This is a genomic window from Micromonospora sp. NPDC005979, from assembly GCF_040614415.1.
Taxonomy (GTDB): Bacteria; Actinomycetota; Actinomycetes; order Mycobacteriales; family Micromonosporaceae; genus Micromonospora.
Genome location: NZ_JBEXUR010000015.1, coordinates 61636 through 80366, shown reverse-complemented (window position 1 = coordinate 80366; position 18731 = coordinate 61636). Strand labels below are relative to the sequence as shown.

Genomic DNA, 18731 nt, shown 5'->3' with positions numbered 1-18731 from the left:
GCCCCGGCTGACGACCGCCTAGCTACGCAGCGTCCACTGCTGGTTGGCGCCGCCGTTGCACGACCACAGGATGAGCTTCGTGCCGTTGGCGCTGGCCGCGCCGTTGGCGTCGAGGCAGAGCCCGGACTGGCCGTTCGTGATGGTGCCGTTGCTGTTGATGTTCCACTGCTGGTTGGCGCCGCCGTGGCAGTCCCAGATGATGACCTGGGTGCCGTTGGCCGTGCCCGCCCCCGAGGCGTCCAGGCACTTGTTGCCGTACACCATCAGCTGCTTGCTGGACGTGGAGGTCCACCGCTGGTTGGTGCCGCTGCCGCAGTCCCAGAGCTGCACCTGGGTGCCGTTGGTGGTCGAGGAGTTGGGGACCTCGACGCAGCGGCCGGACTGGCCGCCCACGAGCTGGCCGCCCTGCTGGGTGCCGCCGCCACTCTGCTGCCGGACGAGGGAGGTCGACTCGGCCGAGCGGTTGCCCTGGGCGTCGACGACGTAGAGGCGGTACTCGCCCTGGGTCGACGGCACGGCGATGGACGTGGCGTTACCGGCCGCCCGCGTCATCGTCGCCCCGGCCGTGAAGGTGGTCGTGCCCAACGGGGCCAGCCAGACCGACTTGCTCGCGTCGCCGGTGCTCCGGATCGGGATCGTCGCCGTGGCGCTGGTGACGTACGTGCTGGCCGGCAGCACGTAGTTGGAAACGGAGAACCTGCTGGCCGGGATGATGTCCCGGTAGGCGTCCTCAAGACCGGAGTTGGCCGCGATGCCGTACGCCGCCGCCGGCCAGACGTAGTCGGAGGAGACGAGGATGTCGGCGACCGTGCTGTTCGGCAGGTTCTTGTTCGACACCTTGTTGATCGGGCCGTAGATCTGCGTGATGCTCAGGTCGTGCTTCCGACCGAAGTCGTCGGAATTGATCATCCAGGTGACGTTCTTGTCGATGCTCAGGACGTTGTCCCGGAAGGTGATGTACGCCGAGCCCTCGTCGGGGTGGAGTCCGTACTTGTGGCCCGAGGGCACGCCCTGGAGGTAGTTGTTGGTGATCGTGGTCCCGGGCTGGCTGCCCAGCGTGTAGATGGGCGCCGTGTCGCTGAGGCGCTGGACCGTGTCGATGATGTGGTTGTAGCTGATGGTGTTGTTCCGCGCCGTCGTGGTCGGCCGGTTGGGCGCGATCGAGCCCGATGACCCGTCGAAGTTCCACCAGCCCCAGCCCATCGTGATGCCCGACCAGGGGGCCTTCTCGATCCGGTTGCGCTGGATCGTCAGGGTGTCGACGAAGTACGCCGAGATGGGGCTGTGCCCGTTGAACAGCACCGCGCTGTCGTACAGGTAGTTGTTCTTGATCTCGATGTTCTTCGGCAGCCCCTCGACCTGCGGGAGGTACTTCTCCCGGTTGCTCGACGTGCCGTCTCCGATGTAGACGTGCTGGGGATGGCCGACGTCGATGGCGGAGCCGGCGATGTCGTTCGTGTAGTTCCCGATCAACTGCGAGTTCTGCACGTCGTTGACCATGCTGATGCCGTCGGCGCCGGTGTGCTGGACCCGGTTGCGTTGCAGGAGGATCCCGTCGGCGTTCTGCACCTGGACGATGCCGGGCGTGACGTCCACGTTGCGGTAGTAGTAGACGTGGAAGTTGCCCTTGGCGTACGCCTGCGCGCCGAGGTTGCCCTGCTGCGCCTGCTTGAAGGACGAGCCGGCGACGTTGAACAGGTTCCAGTCGGAGTGCTGCACGGTCAGGCCGGAGAACGTGATGTTGCGGGCGTGGCTGGTAGTCGAGGTGCCGGCGACCCGCAGCACGGTGGTGACGTTGTTCGGCGCGTACACCGACGCGTTCGTCATGTCCTCGGAGCTGGCCTTGTAGTAGTAGACCGTCTTGGTGCCCTTGTCGAAGAAGAATTCACCGGGGGCGTCCAGGAACTCGTACGCGTTCATGAGTTTGTGGCTGCCGTTGATCTGGGCGTTGCCGTTGAACGCGCCCTGCGCGATGGCCGCGCCCGGCTGCTGGAACAGGGCGACCCGGTTCGAACCGTCGGTGGTCACCTGACGGACCCCGACGATGGCCGTGGTCCAGGTCGTGCCCGTCTCGATCTCGATGTCGTCCTGGTTGCGGGGGATGGCGGGGAAGTCGTTCTGGCTGTACTTCGCGCCGTCGCACTGGGAGCCCGACTCCCACGCCCAGGACGCCTGCCCGGCGGTGACGTTGTACGTCCCGTAGCACCCCGCCGAGCTGACGGTCTTGGTCGCCATCTGCGCCCGCTTGTCATTGACGTACAGCGTGCGCAGCTTGGTGCTGCGATCCAGCGGCGCCTTCCAGATGTTGCCGCTGTGCTGGGTCCATCCGGTGACCGGGACGCCGCCGTCGAGGATGGGGGTCTCACCGGGATAGGCGGCGTAGCTGATCCGGTACCCGTTGGTGCCGGAGTCGCTGGCACCGAACTCGACGGTGCTGGTGACCGGGTATCTGCCGCCGCGCAGGTACACGTTGATGTCGCCGGACATGTTCGCGTTAACAGTACGGACGACGTCCCGCGCGCGTTGCACCGTCTTGAACGGTGACGCCTGCGTGCCGGCGTTGGAGTCGTTACCGTCGGGGGCGACGTAGTACGTCTCCTGGACCGCGGCCGAGGCGGGCGATTGACTGATCACCACGGCCGGCAGCGTGGCGGCGACGAGCGCCGCCGCGAGCAGTGCCGTGCGGGTGGTGGATACGGCTGGTCTCACGTGCTGTCCTTTCTCACTTGTCGTCGACGTGGTGCCTGGGACGTGCATCGAGCGACGAGCAGGGAACAGCGACGCCACCAAGGATCGGCGGGGGGCGCGTGGTGCGGCCCGACCGCACTCTTTTGCCAATCGCTACGAAGTCTTGGGCGGAGCGTATGTCAGACGTGTGACGAATGCAATACGAGATTGGGTCTCATCTATGTCTAAATGCCGATCAAAAGTGCAAAGCAGACGGGCAGCCCGAGGCTTGATCACCGGTCATCTGATGAATCCGCAACCGGGTCGGGCCGGGGCGCACCAGCACCCCGGCCCGAGCCCTCCGGATCAACGCAGCGAGAAGTCCGCCAGCCGCAGTGGAGAGTCGAACACCAGGTAGACGTCGTGGGTCCCGGCAACCCGGGCAACCTCGGCACTCACGCTGACGTACCGGTAGTCGTCGCCGGTGCTCGGCACGGTCGCCGTACCGAGCAGTCGGCCGGTGGGCGAGCCCAGCCGAACCTGGATCGTGCCGGTGCCCGCCGTGGCCTTGGCGACCCGCGCCGTGAAGGTGTGGCCGCCCGGACGCAGGGCGGACTTCCCGAAGGAGATCCACTGACCGGCGGCGGTGGCACCCACGGCCGTACCGCGTACCTTCGTCTCGTCGACGAGCCGGACCCCCGCGTACCCGTCGAAGTTCTCGGCGCGGGTCGTCCGGGTCAGGTCCCGGGCCGGGATCGTCTCACCGCGGACCGTGACCGCCGTGCGGGCCCGGACATCGGTGGCGCTCGCGCCGACCGTCAGGTCGTACGCGGACGACTCGACCACCCACCGACTCCGGGTGACGTCCCAGTTCGCGAGGTCGGCGGCGCGCACCCGCAGTGTCACGGTGCGGGTCTGCCCGGGGGCGAGGTCGACCCGCTGGAACGACCTGAGCGCCCGGATCGGCGTCTTCACCCGCGAGGTGCGTTGGTGGCTGTAGAGCTGGACGACCTCGGAGCCGGCCCGGCTCCCGGTGTTGGTCACGTCGACGCGGGCCGTGATGGTGCCGTCCGCCGCGACCGAACGGGCGTCCGCGCGGAGCTGGCCGTACCGGAAACCGGTGTACGACAGCCCGTGGCCGAACGGGTAGAGCGGCTTCGCGGTGCTGTAGAGGTAGGTCTGTCCGGACGAGATGATGTCGTACTCGAGCAGATCCGGCGGTAGTTGCCGGTCCGAGCGGTACCAGGTCTGGGTGAGCTTGCCGGACGGGTTGCGGTCGCCGAACAGGACGTCGGCGACGGCGTGACCCGTCTCCGCGCCCGCGTGGGTGGTCCAGACGATGGCCGGCACATGCTCCTGCTCCCACCCGATCGTGACCGGGTAGCTGGTCTGCAACACCAGCACCGTCCGCGGGTTGGCCTTGGTCACGGCCTTGACCAGCGCCTCCTGGCTGGCGCTCAACGCCATCGAGGTGCGGTCGTGGGCCTCGCGCCCGTTGATGAACGGGTTGCTGCCGACGACCAGGACGGCGGTGTCGGCCGCCTTGGCCGCCGCCACGGCACGGTCGACCCCGCTGCTGATCAGCTCACGCTGGAAGTGGGTCGCGTCCGCCGCGGTGGACGCGCCGAGCTTGAGCGCGCCGTCGTCGCCGACGGTGACGTAGGTGTTGACGCCGAACCAGCTCTCCGTCGTCTCGTAGCCGGCGTAGCGCACCGCGACCGTCCCGTCCGCCTGCGGCTCCAGCGTGAACTGCTGCTGGACGTACCAACCGTTCGGCTGCTCGTCGCGGGTGACGAACGGCCCCCAGTTGTAGCCGAGGTAGCGGCCGTTGGCGGCGTTGCGCATCGTCACCACGTTCTGTCCCCAGTCGACGCTGTCGAACTGGGCCGCGAGCGAGGCGTCGGTGCCGATGGCGGCGACCGGGTCCGCGTCGGTGGTGCCGGTGGCCGTCACGTACCGGCCGGTGGACGGGTCCTTCAGGGCGATCCGGTCCGCCCCGTCGAGCCCGTCGACGCTGGCGGAGCTGCCCAGCCGCTCGCGGATGCCGTCCAGCGCGGTCACCTGGTACGGCAGGTCGGCGCCGTACCAGTCGGTGTAGAGGGTGTCGGCGAGCGGACCGAGCACGGCCACCTTGCGGGTCCGGGCTGGGTTCAGCGGCAGCGCCTGCCGCGAGTTCTTGAGCAGCACCATCGCCTCGCCGGCGGCCTGACGGGCCAGCCGCTGGTGTTCCGGGCTGTTGATGACGTCCGGGGTGATGCCGCCGTACCGGCCGCCGCCCGGGTCGAACTCACCCAGGCGGAAGCGCAGGTTCAGGATCTCGGCGATCCGGGCGTCGATGTCCGCCTCGGTGAGCAGGCCGCTGCCGAGGGCCTGCTTGATGGCGGTGACGGTCGGCTGGGCGTTGGTGTCGTCGGTGATGAAGCTGTTGAGGCCGGCCTTGATGATCGCGGCGTTCCCCTGCGCCTGCGTCGGGTAGTAGCCCTGCGAGGCGACGAGGTTGTTCGGCGCCCAGGCGTCCGTCACGTTCATCAGCGGCTGGTCGGTCCAGCTCCGTACCACCGTCGCCAGGTCCGGGTCCACCGTCGCCGGGCGGCCGTTGACCAGGTTGTAGGAGGCCATCACGCCGGTCGCCGCGTCGGCGGCGATCGCCGGCTTGAAAGCGGCCCGGTCGTACTCGTTGAGCACCCGCGGCGGGACGTTCGACGAGGTGACGTCGCGCCGGACCTCGTTGTTGTAGGCCAGGTAGTGCTTGAGGGTCGGTGCGCTCTTGAGGTGGTCCGGGTCGCCGCCGGTCATCCCCGAGCCGTACGCGGTGGAGATCTTCGCGGTCAGCAGCGGGTCCTCCGAGTAGCCCTCCTCGTTGCGACCCCAGCGCGGGTCACGGAGCAGGTTGACCACCGGCGCCCAGAGGTTGAGACCCCAGACCCGCGGATTCTGCGCGTGGTAGCCGCGCGCCTCGTCGCCCACGGCCGACCCGACCCGCTGGATCAGGTCGGGGTTCCAGGTGCTCGCCATGCCGACCGGCTGCGGGAAGGATGTGCCGCGCGCCTTGACCACCGCGCCGTTGTTGTCGATGTCGGTCGACCAGGCGACGCCGTGCAGCGCCTCGGTGCCGGTCTTGAACAGGCCGATGCCCAACCGGGGAACGGCCGGCTGGTACTGGTGCAGCCAGGAGATCTTCTCGTCCAGCGTGAGCCGGCCGAGCAGGTCGTCGACCCGGACCTGGACGGGCAGGCTGGGGTCACGGAACGGGTAGGTGGGGTCGGCGTGTGCCGCGCCGGGGACGGTCGGCAGGGCGAGCAGGGCGAGCGCGAGCGCGGTGATTCCGCGCCGAAGGCGCCACTTCCGCATGCGATTCTCCTCATGTCGTACGACGGGCGCGATTCAGCGCCAAGACCGGCGTGGCCAGGCTCGACACCCGGCTGACGGGCCTGAACGACGAATCGTCGAAGCGCTTCGACGACCCCGCCGCGCAACCACGGCCATGAATGTGGTGATCGCGCAACTATAGAAGCGCACCAATGTCGTCGCAACACCGTCGGCACACCTCAGGCGCCGGTAGCCCCCAGCCGCCGGACCATCACGCCCTCGATGTCGCGCAGCGGAACGAAGCCGAACCGGCGCGAGTCGACGCTCTCCGCGTGATCACCGAGTAGCACGGCCATGCCGGCCGGGACCTGGCCCGCCCGACCGCCGACCGCGGCAACGACGGCTGGCGGAACCCGATCGCCGGGCAGCGCGGCGACCCGCTTGACGAGCCAGGCGGACGCCTCCGACCCCGCGACGGCCTCCCGGCGCCCGCCCTCCTGGTGGTGTGCGACGACGATGTCGCCGACCCGGAACCGGCGCGTTCGACGTACCAGCAGGCGGTCACCGTGGGCGAGACTCGGGACCATGCTGTCGCCCGCGACGCCGACGACAAGGAAGCGTCGCCGCGCCACAAGGGCCGCGCCGACGAGCGCCAGAAGCGCCACGAGGACGCCCGAGACGGCGAGCAGGAATTGTGATTCGTCGGTCATACACACCCTCCCGCTGTATTGCTCTCATCTTTACGCCACCGAAGCAAGCCGTTGACAACATCGTCACACGCCGATATCCTCGGGATTCCCAGCGGAGGTTTGTGGGGCCCGCGCGAGTCGCGCCCCCTCGATCAACGAGCGCTACGGGAAACGGGGGAAATCGTGAGTGTCGCTGTTGTCGCGGCAATTTTGACGCTGGCCGGGGCTCTTGCGATATCCATCGTCGGCAAGGTCCGCAACCGGGCGAGCTTCGAGACCTTCGCCCATGCCGTCAGCGAACTGCGGGTCACCTCCACCCGCCGGTCCCGCCCGGTCGCCGCTGCCTCGATCACGGCCGAGGCCGGCGTCCTCGCTCTCGTCCTGTGGCCGGAGACGGCGACCATCGGTCTGGCAGCAGCGGTGCTGCTCTTCGGCGCTTTCGCCGTCGCGCTCACGCATGCCGTCCGGCAGGGGTCCACGTCCGGATGCCACTGTTTCGGCCCGACGAGCGCGACCGTCGCGTGGCGGCACGTCGTTCGCACCGGCCTCCTCGCCGCCGCCGCGGCAGGCGCCCTCTGGGGGGCCACGACCCTGCCCACCGTGTCACTCGGCATGCTGCCGCCAGCGCAATTCCTGGTGGCATTCACGATTGCGGCTTTCGTCACCACGACCCTGGTCAGACTCGACGACTTGGCCTGGCTCATAAATGGAGTGGCACACACTCGCTGACACTCTCACAATCGCATGCGCACCAACGCCCACCGGGCTTCCGGTGCGCCGATTAAAGGAGCCCCTGTGGTATTTCTGTCCACCGCTGTCGCCATTCTCGCGGCACTCGTCCTCGCCGATCTCGCGCTGACCGCCGCAGTTGTCCGGCGGCTGCGGGAGACGGAGATGAAACTGATTGACATGAACTCACCACCCGCTTCGGGGCTGCCGCTCGGCGCGGCCATTCCCGAGTTCACGGCACCCGGCGGCCAGATCTCCCGTGCCGATCTCGTGGGCAGCCCGACCTTGATTGGCTTCTTCTCCGCCGGCTGCCGACACTGCCCCGGCCAGGCCGCGAAACTGGCCGACCGGGCAGAGGAGATCGCCAGCGGCGGCGTACGGGTGATCAGCTTCCTCACCGCGCCCGAGGAGTCGACCGAGGACCTCGGCCCGACGCTGCGTAAGGCCGGTCTCCTCGTCATGGACGACACTCCCAGCGCGGTGATGGCCGCCTTCCAGGTGCAGGGCACCCCGACGTTCGTGATGTTCGGCGCGGACGGTCGGCTCGCCGCGCGCAGTCATGACCTGGGCGAGGTGTTGAGCAGCCGATGAGGCGCTCGGCGACGTTGTTGCGGCGCGCCTTCGGGATCTACTTCGGCGCGGCGCCCTGGGCCGCGGCGGTGGGGGTCGTGATCATGGTGGTTGGCGGCCTCACGGCGGTCGCCACCGCCTGGTTCACCCGAGCGGTCATCGACGGGCTCTCGGCCGGCGAGCGGCAGACGATCTGGCTCGGCGTCGTCGGGTTCGGCGCGCTGGCCATCGTGTCACCCGTCGTCCTGCACGTCTCCGAGTACGCGCAGCGGGACGCGGAACGTCGCGTCACGATACGAACTCAGCAGGAACTGTTCAGCGCGGTGTCGGCGCACCCGCGCCTGACCGAACTGGAGGACAGCCGGTTCCACGACCGACTCCGGCTCGCCCACGAGGCGAGCCGCTTCGCACCGACCCAGCTCAACAGCATGATCCTGGGCATCGGGCAGGCGTTGATCACCATCGCGGCCTTCGGCGTGACGCTGGTGCGCTGGTCCCCGTTGGTGAGCGCGCTGGTCATGCTGGCCGTACTGCCCACGTTGGTGGCCCAGATCCGGCTGGCCCGGATGCGGGGCGCGATGCTGGAACGCACCGTCCCGATGTTCCGCCGGCAGACGTTCTACGCGTCGCTCCTGCTGGACATGCGCGCCGCGAAGGAGATCCGACTGTTCGGGCTCGGCGCGTTCTTCCAGGGCCGCCTTCTGCGTGAACTCCGGGCGGCCCAGGCACAGGAGCGCCATCAGGACCGGCTGGCCCTGTGGGTCGACAGCGCTCTCGCGGCACTGACCGGCATCGTGTCCCTGGTCGCGCTTGCTGTCTTCGTCGCCCGGGTCGCCGACGGACACGGTTCCGTCGGTGACCTGGTGGTCGTGATCGCGGCGCTGGCCGCGTTGCAGGCATCGGCGTCGAGCCTGGTCCGGCAGATCGCCATGCTCGGCGAGACCATGATCGTCTTCGGCCACTACGTCGACATCACCGCGGTCATCGGCGAGGCCAGGCGCGCCGTCGCGCTGCCCACCGTGCCGCCGCTGAGGCAGGGCGTGGAATTCGACGACGTCTGGTTCCGGTACGCGCCCGACCACGACTGGGTCCTGCGCGGCCTCACGATGCGGATCCCCCGCGGCTCGTCCCTCGCGCTGGTTGGCGACAACGGAGCCGGCAAGTCCACGGTGGTCAAGCTGCTGTGCGGCTTCTACGTGCCGGTTCGAGGTGTCATCCGCTGGGACGGCGTCGACATCAGCACCATCGACCCGGCATCGTTGCGCGCCCGCCTCGGGGCGACCTTCCAGGACTTCATGACGTACGAGTTCTCGGCCCACGACAACATCGCGGTCGGCGACCTCAGCGCGCTCGACGACCGGGCGCGGGTACGGGCGGCGGCCTCGACCGCAGATCTCGACTCCACACTGGATGCCCTGCCGAACGGGTACGACACCATGCTGACCCGGGCCTACAGCGACGGCGACGTGCCCGGTGTGGGGGTCGTGCTCTCGGGGGGACAGTGGCAGAGATTGGCTCTGGCCCGAGCCGCGCTCAGGGAGGGCGCTGACATGCTGATCCTCGACGAACCGTCGTCAGGACTCGACGTGGCGACCGAACACGAGATCAACCGGCGTCTGATGGCGCTGCGCCGCACCCACACCAGCCTGCTCATCTCGCACCGCCTCAACACCGTCCGCGAGGCGGACAGCATCGCGGTCCTGTCCGGCGGGCGGATCCTCGAACAGGGCAGCCACGACGAGCTGATGGCATCGGGAGGCCGCTACGCGGAACTGTTCCGCCTCCAGGCGTCGGGCTACCACGACACGGTCACCACGCGGACCTCGATGTGAACGCTCACACCCTGCTCCGCGTGTCGTTGCTGGGCCCCATCGAGGCGACCGTCGGCAACCAGCCGATGCCCATCGGCAGCCCGGGACGACGCGCGATGCTGGCAGCCCTCGCCTTCAACCTGGGCGCCGTCGTCGGAGTAAATCGTCTCGTCGAGGTCATCTGGGACGAGCAACCACCGATGACGGCGACGACGAAGCTCCAGGGGCACGTCTCCGCCCTGCGGCGAAGCCTCGTCCGGCTCGGCGGCGCGGAGGCCGTGGACATCTTGCAGACCCGTCCGCCGGGCTACCTTCTCTGCGCTCGCCTCACCTCGACCGACCTCGCTCGCTTCGACGACCTGACGCAGCGTGCCGCCGCCGCGCGGCTCCCCACCGGAGCCATCGACCGGGTCACGACTCTCACCTCGGCACTGCGGCTCTGGCGTGGCGACGCCTGCGTCGACGCTCGGACCGCCGGGGTGGCGGCCCTGGCCGCGCCACTGGACGAGCGCCGATGGCGGGCGATGGAGGACCTGGCCGAGGCGCAGCTCGTCATCGGTGACCACAACTCGGTCATCGACGCGATGGAACCTCTGGTGCGGCAGTGGCCGTATCGGGAACGGGCCTGGGAGCACCTGATCGAGGCGCACATGAGGCGCGGCGACGTCGCATCCGCCCTGGCCATCCATGATCACCTTTGCCAGATCCTGGCCACGGATCTCGGCGTCAAGCCGGGTCGACGAATCAGCCGATTGATCGACATAATTCGTACTCCGAGCCAGCACTGACAGCCCACTATTGCCTACCGGCAGCCGTCCACCCGACTGCGGTCGTATTGCGCCCAGGAACAGGCACTACCGGGCCGCACACGTATTAGCGCGCCGTTAGTGCATCGTAAGTCGTCGATGAAATTCTGGACCTCGTCGATGAACCGCCGCAGGGGCGGAGAAGGAGAGAGGTCCGATGATTATCAATCGACTGAGCGACAAACTGCTGGCCGCGTTGCTGCCGAAGGCCACGGCGTCGGCGTGCAACGTCTGCTCCCTCGCCTACACGGGGTGTGGCGGCCCCTTCTGTTACTACTACTACAACAAGGTGGTCGCGGGGCAGGTCCGCTGCTACGCCAACACGTCCCGGGACTGCAACGCGTCCTACGTCAGCTACACCACCGGCTGCTGCTGATCGTCGACGGTCCGACCGCCGGCCGGATCACGCCATCCGGCCGGCGGTCGGACCGTGTGGCAGCCCGACGCGCTCGCGGTCGACGACGAGCGGGGGCGTTGATCTAGCCGGTAGGCTCGTACGTGCCGTCGCAGCCCGCGCCGCTCGTTCGTGCTCGCTGCGCCACCACCGATCGGGTACGACAGGCGGCCGACCCGAGACCCGCGCGCCGATCCAGGGGGACGACACCAGGTGAGCGCCCATTCGATGGTGTTGTTCGTGCTCGCCGCCGTGGCGGTCATCGTCGCCGTCCGGTGGGTCGCGTCCCGTACCGGCCTGCCGGCGGCCGCGCTGCTGCCGCTCATCGGCATCGTGTACGCGCTGCTACCCGGCCCCAACATCGGCCTCGACCCGGAGTTGGTGCTCATGGTCGTGCTCCCGCCGCTGCTCTACAGCGCCGCGTTGGACTCCTCACTGCTGGACATCCGCCGGAATCTGCGCATCGTGGTCAGCCTCTCGGTGGTGCTGGTGCTCCTCACCGGGCTGCTCGTCGGCCTCGGGTTCCACCTGTTCGTCGCGGGCGCGACCCTGGCCGCCGGAATCGCCGTCGGCGCCGCCATCGCCCCGCCGGACCCGGTGGCCGCCCTCGCGGTGGGCCGCCGGGTCAACCTGCCGCCGAAGATGGTCACGATCATCCAGGGCGAGGGGCTGCTCAACGACGCGACCGCGCTGACGATGCTCAGCGTCGCGGTGGCCGCCGCCGTCGGTGGCACGTTCTCGTTCCCCGCCGCCGTGGCCCAGTTCGTGCTGGCGGCGGTCGGTGGAGTCGCCGTCGGCGTCGCCGTGGCCTGGGCGAAACGACTGGCCCGCCCGCTCACGGCGGACCCGCTGCTGTCCAACGCGATCTCGCTCGCGACACCGTTCGTGGCGTACCTGCTGGGCGAGGCGTTGCACGTCTCCGGCGTGCTCGCCGTGGTGATCGCCGGACTGATCGTCGGCCACCAGACGCCCCAGGTCGGGTCCGGGGCCGCCCGACTCCAGACCAACGCGGTGTGGCGACTGGTCGACTTCCTCCTCGAAGGCTTCGTCTTCCTGCTGATCGGCCAGCAGCTCCCCGAGGTCGTCAAGGGACTGCGCCAGTACGACACGTCGACGATCGTCATCGCCGTCGCGGTGTCCGTGGGCGTGGTGCTGCTGCTGCGTCCCGCGTGGCTGGTGCTGACCCAGTCGCTCCCCCGGTCCCTGCACACCCGCCTCGGCGGTGTCTCCGAGCAGGACGACGCCGACGAGCCGAACACCGCCCGGCAGGTCGCGCGGGCCGACCGCAACGCCCGCCGGCTCAACTCCCGCGAGGTGGTGGCGCTGAGCTGGTCCGGCACGCGCGGCGTCATCAGCCTGGCCGCGATCTTCACCCTGCCGCTGACCACCGACGACGGGTCACCCTTTCCCGACCGTGACCTGCTGCTGTTCTGCACCTTCGTGGTCGTGCTCGTGACACTCGTCGGTCAGGGTCTGACCTTCGCGCCGCTCGTGCGGATGCTCGGCCTGCGCGCCAACGAAACCGACCAGGCCCGGGTACGCAACGAGGCCCGCTCCGCGGCGGTCGAGGCGGCTCTGGCCCGCCTGGACGAGGTCGCCGCCGCCGAGCCGGACAGCGCGGTGGCCGTCAACACCACACGTACCCAGTTGCTGGCCCGCCTCGCGCGCTACCGCGGCCGGCTCGACCTGCTTGAGCAGAGCGGGTCGACGGAGATGCCCACGTCACCGGAGTACGAGACGGCGCTACGGATCCGCCGTACCGCGCTCGACGCGCAGCGCGAGGAGTTGGTGCGCTGGCGCGACTCCGGGCGGCTCCCGGACGAGGAGCTGCGCGTCCTGGAGCGGGAACTCGACCACGAGGAACTGCTGCTCCCCAAGCGGCAGTAGCCGTACCACGGGGCGCACCAGTGGTCGGCCGACGGATCCGGACCTCGCCTGGCCGGCCCGATTACGAGCCGGCGCCGACCGGTGGCATCGGCCGCACGGACGCCTCGGTGGCCAGCCGTGCGGCCAACCGCTCATCGAGGTACGCCGTCACCCGCGCGTCCTCGGCCGGCGTCAGTGTCGTCCGGCACAGGTAGCGAGGCTGCTTGTCTGCGCAGTCCAGACGGTACGCCTCCCGCATCCGAACGGCGTGCGTGATCGCTGTCCAGGGCAACCGCAAGGCCACATGGGCGGTGTGCCACTCGATGGCCTCCGCGGTGAACACGTACCGCACCGGCGCGCTCAACTCGGCATGGCGTCGCAGGTACGCCGAGCCGCTGATCAGCCCTGCGACGAACAAGATCACCCCGAACGGGAGGCCGAACAGCCCGGCGAGGAGCCAGCCACCATCGGCCGTGAACGTGCCGAGACTCGTGATCGACAACAGCAGGCCCGAAATCACGAGCAGGAAAATCAGCGGCCGCAGATCTCGTCGCCGCGACCGCGTGTACCGGACGTCGGGGGTGACCAGCAGGTCGAACCCGTCCCCGACGCCCGCATCGTCGATCTTCTCGTCGCCCACCCCGTACCCCCGCCGTCGTCGACACCAACCGCGAAGAATTTAGACCCGTGCCGCCCGAGGAGTCGATCGGTGGCTGCTCAGCAGCACGCCGCCCGGCGTGTCGTACCGCTCAGCAGCCACCGATCACCGCAGCGCCAGCGTCACCCGGCCGGTCGCGGGCCCGGACGGGTCCACCAGCAGGGTGTACTCCCCGGTTGCCAGCAGCGTGGCCGCCGTGATCCCGCCAGCCCCATTGATCACGCAGCCGCTGGTGATCAGGCTGTTGTCGGGGGCGCGCAACTCCAGCACACCGCACTGGTCGGGCAGGTCGGAGGCGGTCGCGGTCAGACTCACCGACGTGCCGGCGGCGGCGGTGAAGCGGTAGCTCGTCACCGCCCCGGGCCGGTCGACGGTGGCGACGACCGGCGGACCGCCGACCGCGATCGTCGCGTCCCGGTCGCGGCTGCTGACCAGCCGCAGTGTGGTCGTGCCGGTGGTGCGTCCGGTCGGATCGACCACCACCGTGTACGTCCCGTCGGCGGACAACAGCGTGCCGTCGATCTCGCCGACGCCGTTGATCAGACAGCCGCTGCTCAGCAGCCGGTCTTCGGTGTCGCGCAGTTCCAGCGGGGTGCACTGGTTGGGAAGTGTGCTCGTGGCCACCTCGACGAAGACGCGCTCACCCTGCTGCCCGGCGAACCGGTACCGGGCCGCCGCACCGGGCTGTTCCAGGGTCGCGGTGACCTCCGGGCCGTTCGCCTGGAGCGTGCCGTCGACGTCCCGGGCCGCGTACACCCGGACGGCGGCTCGTCCGGTGTCGCCGGGCGCGGCGGTGACCCGCACGGCGTACGTGCCGGTGGTGGTGAGGTCGACGCGGTCGATGTACCCGACGCCGCCGATGACGCAGCCGGCTCCGATCAGCCGGTCGGTCGGGTCGGTGAGCACGTACGGCGAGCAGCGGTCGGCCATCCCCGGCGCGGTGACGTCGACGAAGACGGCGTCGCCCGCGCGACCCGTGAACGTCAGCGGCTCACCGCCCGGCGTGAGGCTGGCCGCCGCGATCGGAACAGCGGTGATCGACGGGACAGCGGGAGGGGCGATCCGTTCGGTGGTGGCCCCGGCGACGGCGAACTCACCACGCCCGCTGACGGCGACGTCGAAGACGCAGTCGGCGAGCGGGCCCGCGGCGGTGACGCCGGCCCACCGGCAGATCCGTTCGGCGGCGGCACGCCGGGCCGGGTCGAGGTCGGTGACGGTCACCTCCCGCTCGGGGAAGGTCCGGTCGGTGAACGTGCCGGTGTCCTCGCCGTCGCCATAGGCGAACAGCGAGCGGCCCTGGGTGAGCCGCCAACTGTCCGCGTACGACGGGTAGAGCGTGGCGAACGGCACGGGCTGGGCGAGGGCCGCGCCGCCGGCGGGGGCGATGTCGTCGGCCGGGTCGCCGTCGAAGTCGCCGAGCAGGCCGCGTACCTTTCCGGCCCGGCCGTCGGCGAGCCGGACGAGCACCCGGTAGCCGTAACGGCCGATCTGGTCCACCGCCGCCGCCGAGCCGTCCGGCCACGTCACGTCGTACCCCTCGGTTTCTCCGGTGTCGGACGGACGGCGGGTGAGGTTGCCGCCGCCGGGCAGGTCGGTCCGTTCCGGCGGCGCGGCGACGGGCGTGCCGTCGACGTGCACCCGGGTGGCGCCGTCGGTGAGGGTGAGCGCGACGCGGTGGACGCCGACCCGGAACGCGACCGCCGAGTTGACCGAGGCGGAGCGGGAGCCCGCCATCGGCGACTGCCGGACCTGGACCTCCAGCGGGTCACCGCCCGTGGCGGCGACCAGGGTGAACTCGCCGACGGCCTGGAAGTCGTAGGCGACCCGGTCGAAGGTGACCAGGTGCGGGTCGCCGTTGCTGCCGCCGCAGTCGGCGCCGTCCTCGCACATCTTCACCGGCCCCTTCGGCGGGGGCGTCTTCTTCGGCGGCTTCTTGCACTCGTCGAGGCTCTTCGGCAGCGGCTTGCCCTTGTAGTCCTTGCGCGGCGGCAGGCCCTTCGCCGCCCGGTAACGGTTCTCCGCCAACGTCGCCCGCACCTCGGCGGTGGGAATGCCGGTGCTCCCGCACTCACCGGGTGGCACCGCGTCACGGGAGATGTCGTCGGCGTGGTTCAGCTCGTGGTAGAGCGCGGCGCAGGGATCCCGGGCCACCCCGTCCTCGTACGGGTCGGTGGAGGTCGGGTTCCAGGTGACGGTGGACGAGCCCTTGCCGTCGGGGCCGTCCGGCGTCTCGAACGCGCCGGACCCACCCGGGGTGGGGATGATCCGCACCTTCGGGCTCTTCTTGTCCTTGAGCCGGGGCAGGATCCCGGACGGATCCCCGCCCGGCGCGGCGAACCCGCTCAGACAGCCGTCCACGGCGGCCTGGAAGTCGACGCCTTTGATCGGCACGCCGGAGGTCGGGTCGACCGTGTAGTCGGCCCGGGCCGGTCGGGCCCCGCCGCCGACCAGCGCGCCGACGGCTACCAGCAGCAGGACCACGGTCGCGGCGGTCGGCCGGCGGCGGACCCGCAGCAGGATCACCAGCGCGGCCAGGAGCAGCACCAGCAGCAGTCCGCCGACGGCCGGCCAGAGCCAGCGGCGACCGGACGCGCCGCCGTCGCCGACCGTGAACGTGGCGCTCCGCAGGGCCGTCGCGCCCGGGCAGGGGTCGACCGCGCCGCTGACCGGCAGAGGCACGTAGCCGGCCGTCACCTCGTACCTTCCGGGAGCGCCGACCGGCCACAGCGAGTCGAGACCGCCGCCGTCCCCGGTGGCGGCCACCGAGCGGAGCACGACCTCGCCGGGCGGGTCACCCAACCGGATCCCGGTCAGCGTCACGATCGCGGTCGCACCAGGCTCGACAGTGGTCAGACCGGCGGTGGCCGCCGCGGCGATCCCGTCGTCGTGGAAGCTGCGGGCGAGCGTGGGCGTGAGATCGCGCCCGTCTCGGCGTACCCCGGTTATCTGGACGGTGCCGACGGCGGTGGTGGGCAGCGCGCACGCCGACCCGGTGGAGTTCGTGACGGTGAGGTCCAGGCGGACCTGGTCACCGGCGCGGTAGTCCGCCTGCCCGGGCCGCAGGGCCAGGCCGAGGCCATCGCCGTCGGGCGCCGCGGCGGCGCTCGCCGCCCCGGCCACCAGGGCCGTCACGAGTACGGCGAGTCCGGTAGCCGATCGAAGCGTCCACCTCATGGTGGGGACTGTAGGGGCGCGGCGACGGGATTCCCGTGCTCTGTCGGGGACCGGTCGCTGCGGAGGTAGGGCCTGCCCCACCGGCGACAGTCCCGCTCACCGGCTGTCACCTGGACTCGCCGCTTCATAGCCTGCGAATAGGTTCTCTGTCGCTTACGGGGGTAGTCGTGAAGTTCACCAGCAAAGACCCGCCAGTCGTGCTCGCGGAGCTGCCCGGGACCTCCTCCCGGATCGCCGACGTCGACGCCCTGCGCGCCGTGGCGCTGCTGCTCATCCTGCTCGTCAACATCGCCTTCCTCGCCTCCGGCTACCCCTTCCACCTGGTTCCCGACCCCGCCCACGACTCGTGGGGTGACCAGGCGGCACTGTGGTTGGTCGAGCTGCTGTTCGCGATGAAGGCGTACCTGCTCTTCGCCTTCCTGTTCGGCTACAGCTTCACCCTCCAACTCGACTCCGCCGCCCGGCGCGGCGTCGACATCGTCCCCCGGTTCCGGCGACGACTGGTCGGGCTCTTCGTCCTCGGCGCCCTGCACGCGGTGCTGCTGTTCCAGGGCGACATCCTCACCACGTACGCGCTTCTCGGCCTGGTGCTGCTCGCCATGCGACGAGTCGCGGTCGGGACCGCGCTGCGCGCAGCCGTACTGCTGACCGCCGGGATCGGCTTCGCCCTCGCGCTCGCCGCCGTCGGCGGAACCGAACTGGTCACCGACCCGGCGGCGGCGCTCGCCGCGGGGCAGCGGTCCACCGAGGCGCTACAGGGCGGGCTCGGATCGGTGATCGCCGAGCACGTACGCCAGCTGCCGGCGATGGTCGGCACGCTCCTCGTGCAGGGGCCGCTCGCCCTCTCGGCGTTCCTCTTCGGGTACGCGGCGGGACGTCGCCGGCTACTCACCGACATCGCGGGAAACCGGCAGTTCCTGCGCCGGGTGCAGCGCGTGGGCTATCCGGTCGGCCTGGCCGGCGCCGTGGTCTTCGCCTCGGGTGGAGGCACCGGCAACCTGACCGGAGTGACGGTGGGCGTCCTGACCGCGCCGCTGCTCGCGGCCGCGTACGCCGCCACGCTCCTGGAGTTCTTCGCGACCGACCGGGGACGACGGCTCGTGACCGTGCTCGCGCCGGCCGGACGGATGTCCCTGTCCAACTACCTGGGTCAGTCGGTGCTCTGCGTACTGGTCTTCACCGGCGTCGGCCTGGGCCTCGCCGGTGCCGTCGCGCCTCCGGTCGTACTCCTCGTCGCGGTAGTGATCTACGGTGTGCAGGTCGCCGCCAGCGCGGCGTGGATGGCACGGTTCCGGTACGGGCCGGCGGAGTGGCTGTTGCGGGCCTGGACCGAGCAGCAGTGGCCACGGTTGCGAGTCGCCGACCACGTATGACGGACGGTACTCGCGCCTTGCTTGGTCACTTCGCAGCCGATCCGCGGGCGTCAAAGTGCGTCGCCGGCTCGCCAACCCGAGGTTGCGGAGGCGGCACCAGCAGATCGACCGCCGCCTGTCGCATCATCTCGACCGCAGACGTCATCCCGTAGCGGCGGTCGAGAATTTCCAAGATGTCCTCTTCGGCCTGAACCCGACCCAGCCTGCCGGAACGTTTGGCTATGGCAGCCACGGCAGCGCAGGCTCTAACCGGATCAAGGGAGACGGTATTGGCTGCGAACTCTTTGGGCGAGAGCACCTGCAACCCGCGAGGCAACTTACCCGGAGGCAGGTCCCGCACGTTAAGCGTAATGACAGCGCCGGCGTTGGCGACAACCGCGGCAGCAACGAGATGCTCATCGTCGGGGTCGGGCAGGCCGTAGGTACCTTCCAGACCCTCCCACCCACCGACCTCCGCATCGTCGAAATGCTGTCTGATCTGCTCGATGAGGTGCTGTGCTCGCTTGGCGGCCTCGTCAGCTTCATGGCCTCGCTCGATCAACTTTGCTCTCTGCTCGTATTCCAACTCCTCAAGCACGACCGAATTCCACACAGGCCGATACAAGCCCTCGATCGCAAGGGATAGAAGAAAGTCGCGTTGCAGGTCTGGCCAGAGAACACAGGTGTCGAGAAGGGCCGTGAACAC

Annotated in this window: 13 protein-coding genes; 7 read left to right on the top strand and 6 right to left on the bottom strand. The window is 69.9% G+C overall.

What is annotated here, in order from left to right:
* Positions 1-18: 18 nt before the first annotated feature.
* From ABZ272_RS23710 to ABZ272_RS23700, 3 genes are all read right to left on the bottom strand, one after another.
* Complete coding sequence (locus ABZ272_RS23710) at positions 19-2709, bottom strand: RICIN domain-containing protein (RefSeq protein WP_355052101.1); 2691 nt, start codon at positions 2707-2709, stop codon at positions 19-21.
* 324 nt (positions 2710-3033) lie between these two features.
* Positions 3034-6018 (bottom strand): glycoside hydrolase family 3 C-terminal domain-containing protein, encoded by a 2985-nt coding sequence (locus ABZ272_RS23705; protein ID WP_355052100.1) that lies wholly within the window; start codon positions 6016-6018, stop codon positions 3034-3036.
* A 197-nt stretch (positions 6019-6215) separates the two neighbouring features.
* Positions 6216-6686 carry a S26 family signal peptidase gene (locus ABZ272_RS23700; RefSeq protein WP_355052099.1) on the bottom strand — a complete coding sequence of 157 codons (471 nt, stop codon included), beginning with the start codon at positions 6684-6686 and terminating at the stop codon, positions 6216-6218.
* Between the two features lie 162 nt (positions 6687-6848).
* Here ABZ272_RS23700 and ABZ272_RS23695 point away from each other — a divergent pair, with 162 nt between their 5' ends.
* The 6 genes from ABZ272_RS23695 to ABZ272_RS23670 all read left to right on the top strand — a co-directional run bounded on the left by ABZ272_RS23695 (position 6849) and on the right by ABZ272_RS23670 (position 12862).
* The gene (locus ABZ272_RS23695; RefSeq protein ID WP_355052098.1) at positions 6849-7394 is read left to right on the top strand and encodes a MauE/DoxX family redox-associated membrane protein; all 546 of its coding nucleotides are present in this window, start codon (positions 6849-6851) and stop codon (positions 7392-7394) included.
* A 66-nt stretch (positions 7395-7460) separates the two neighbouring features.
* Positions 7461-7985, top strand: a complete 525-nt coding sequence (locus ABZ272_RS23690) for a TlpA disulfide reductase family protein (RefSeq protein WP_355052097.1) — start codon at positions 7461-7463, stop codon at positions 7983-7985.
* Positions 7982-9796, top strand: coding sequence for an ABC transporter ATP-binding protein (locus ABZ272_RS23685; RefSeq protein ID WP_355052096.1), 1815 nt, complete (start codon positions 7982-7984; stop codon positions 9794-9796). Before ABZ272_RS23690 ends, ABZ272_RS23685 begins: the two co-directional genes overlap by 4 nt.
* A gap of 20 nt (positions 9797-9816) precedes the next feature.
* Positions 9817-10563, top strand: a complete 747-nt coding sequence (locus ABZ272_RS23680) for a BTAD domain-containing putative transcriptional regulator (protein ID WP_355052095.1) — start codon at positions 9817-9819, stop codon at positions 10561-10563.
* A gap of 175 nt (positions 10564-10738) precedes the next feature.
* The gene (locus ABZ272_RS23675) at positions 10739-10957 is read left to right on the top strand and encodes a hypothetical protein (RefSeq protein WP_355052094.1); all 219 of its coding nucleotides are present in this window, start codon (positions 10739-10741) and stop codon (positions 10955-10957) included.
* Positions 10958-11203: 246 nt separating this feature from the next.
* Positions 11204-12862, top strand: a complete 1659-nt coding sequence (locus ABZ272_RS23670; protein ID WP_355052180.1) for a Na+/H+ antiporter — start codon at positions 11204-11206, stop codon at positions 12860-12862.
* A gap of 61 nt (positions 12863-12923) precedes the next feature.
* On the opposite strand, the gene ABZ272_RS23665 is transcribed toward ABZ272_RS23670, so the two are convergent.
* A complete protein-coding gene (locus ABZ272_RS23665; RefSeq protein ID WP_355052093.1) occupies positions 12924-13481 on the bottom strand; it encodes a hypothetical protein in 558 nt (185 codons plus the stop codon).
* Between the two features lie 123 nt (positions 13482-13604).
* Positions 13605-16673 (bottom strand): VWD domain-containing protein, encoded by a 3069-nt coding sequence (locus ABZ272_RS23660; protein ID WP_355052092.1) that lies wholly within the window; start codon positions 16671-16673, stop codon positions 13605-13607.
* Between the two features lie 167 nt (positions 16674-16840).
* On the opposite strand from ABZ272_RS23660, the gene ABZ272_RS23655 reads away from it, so the two are divergent.
* Positions 16841-18046: a DUF418 domain-containing protein gene (locus tag ABZ272_RS23655; RefSeq protein WP_355052091.1), complete on the top strand. Its 1206-nt coding sequence runs from the start codon at positions 16841-16843 to the stop codon at positions 18044-18046.
* A gap of 25 nt (positions 18047-18071) precedes the next feature.
* Here ABZ272_RS23655 and ABZ272_RS23650 read toward each other — a convergent pair whose 3' ends face one another.
* Positions 18072-18731 carry a PIN domain-containing protein gene (locus tag ABZ272_RS23650; RefSeq protein WP_355052090.1) on the bottom strand — a complete coding sequence of 220 codons (660 nt, stop codon included), beginning with the start codon at positions 18729-18731 and terminating at the stop codon, positions 18072-18074.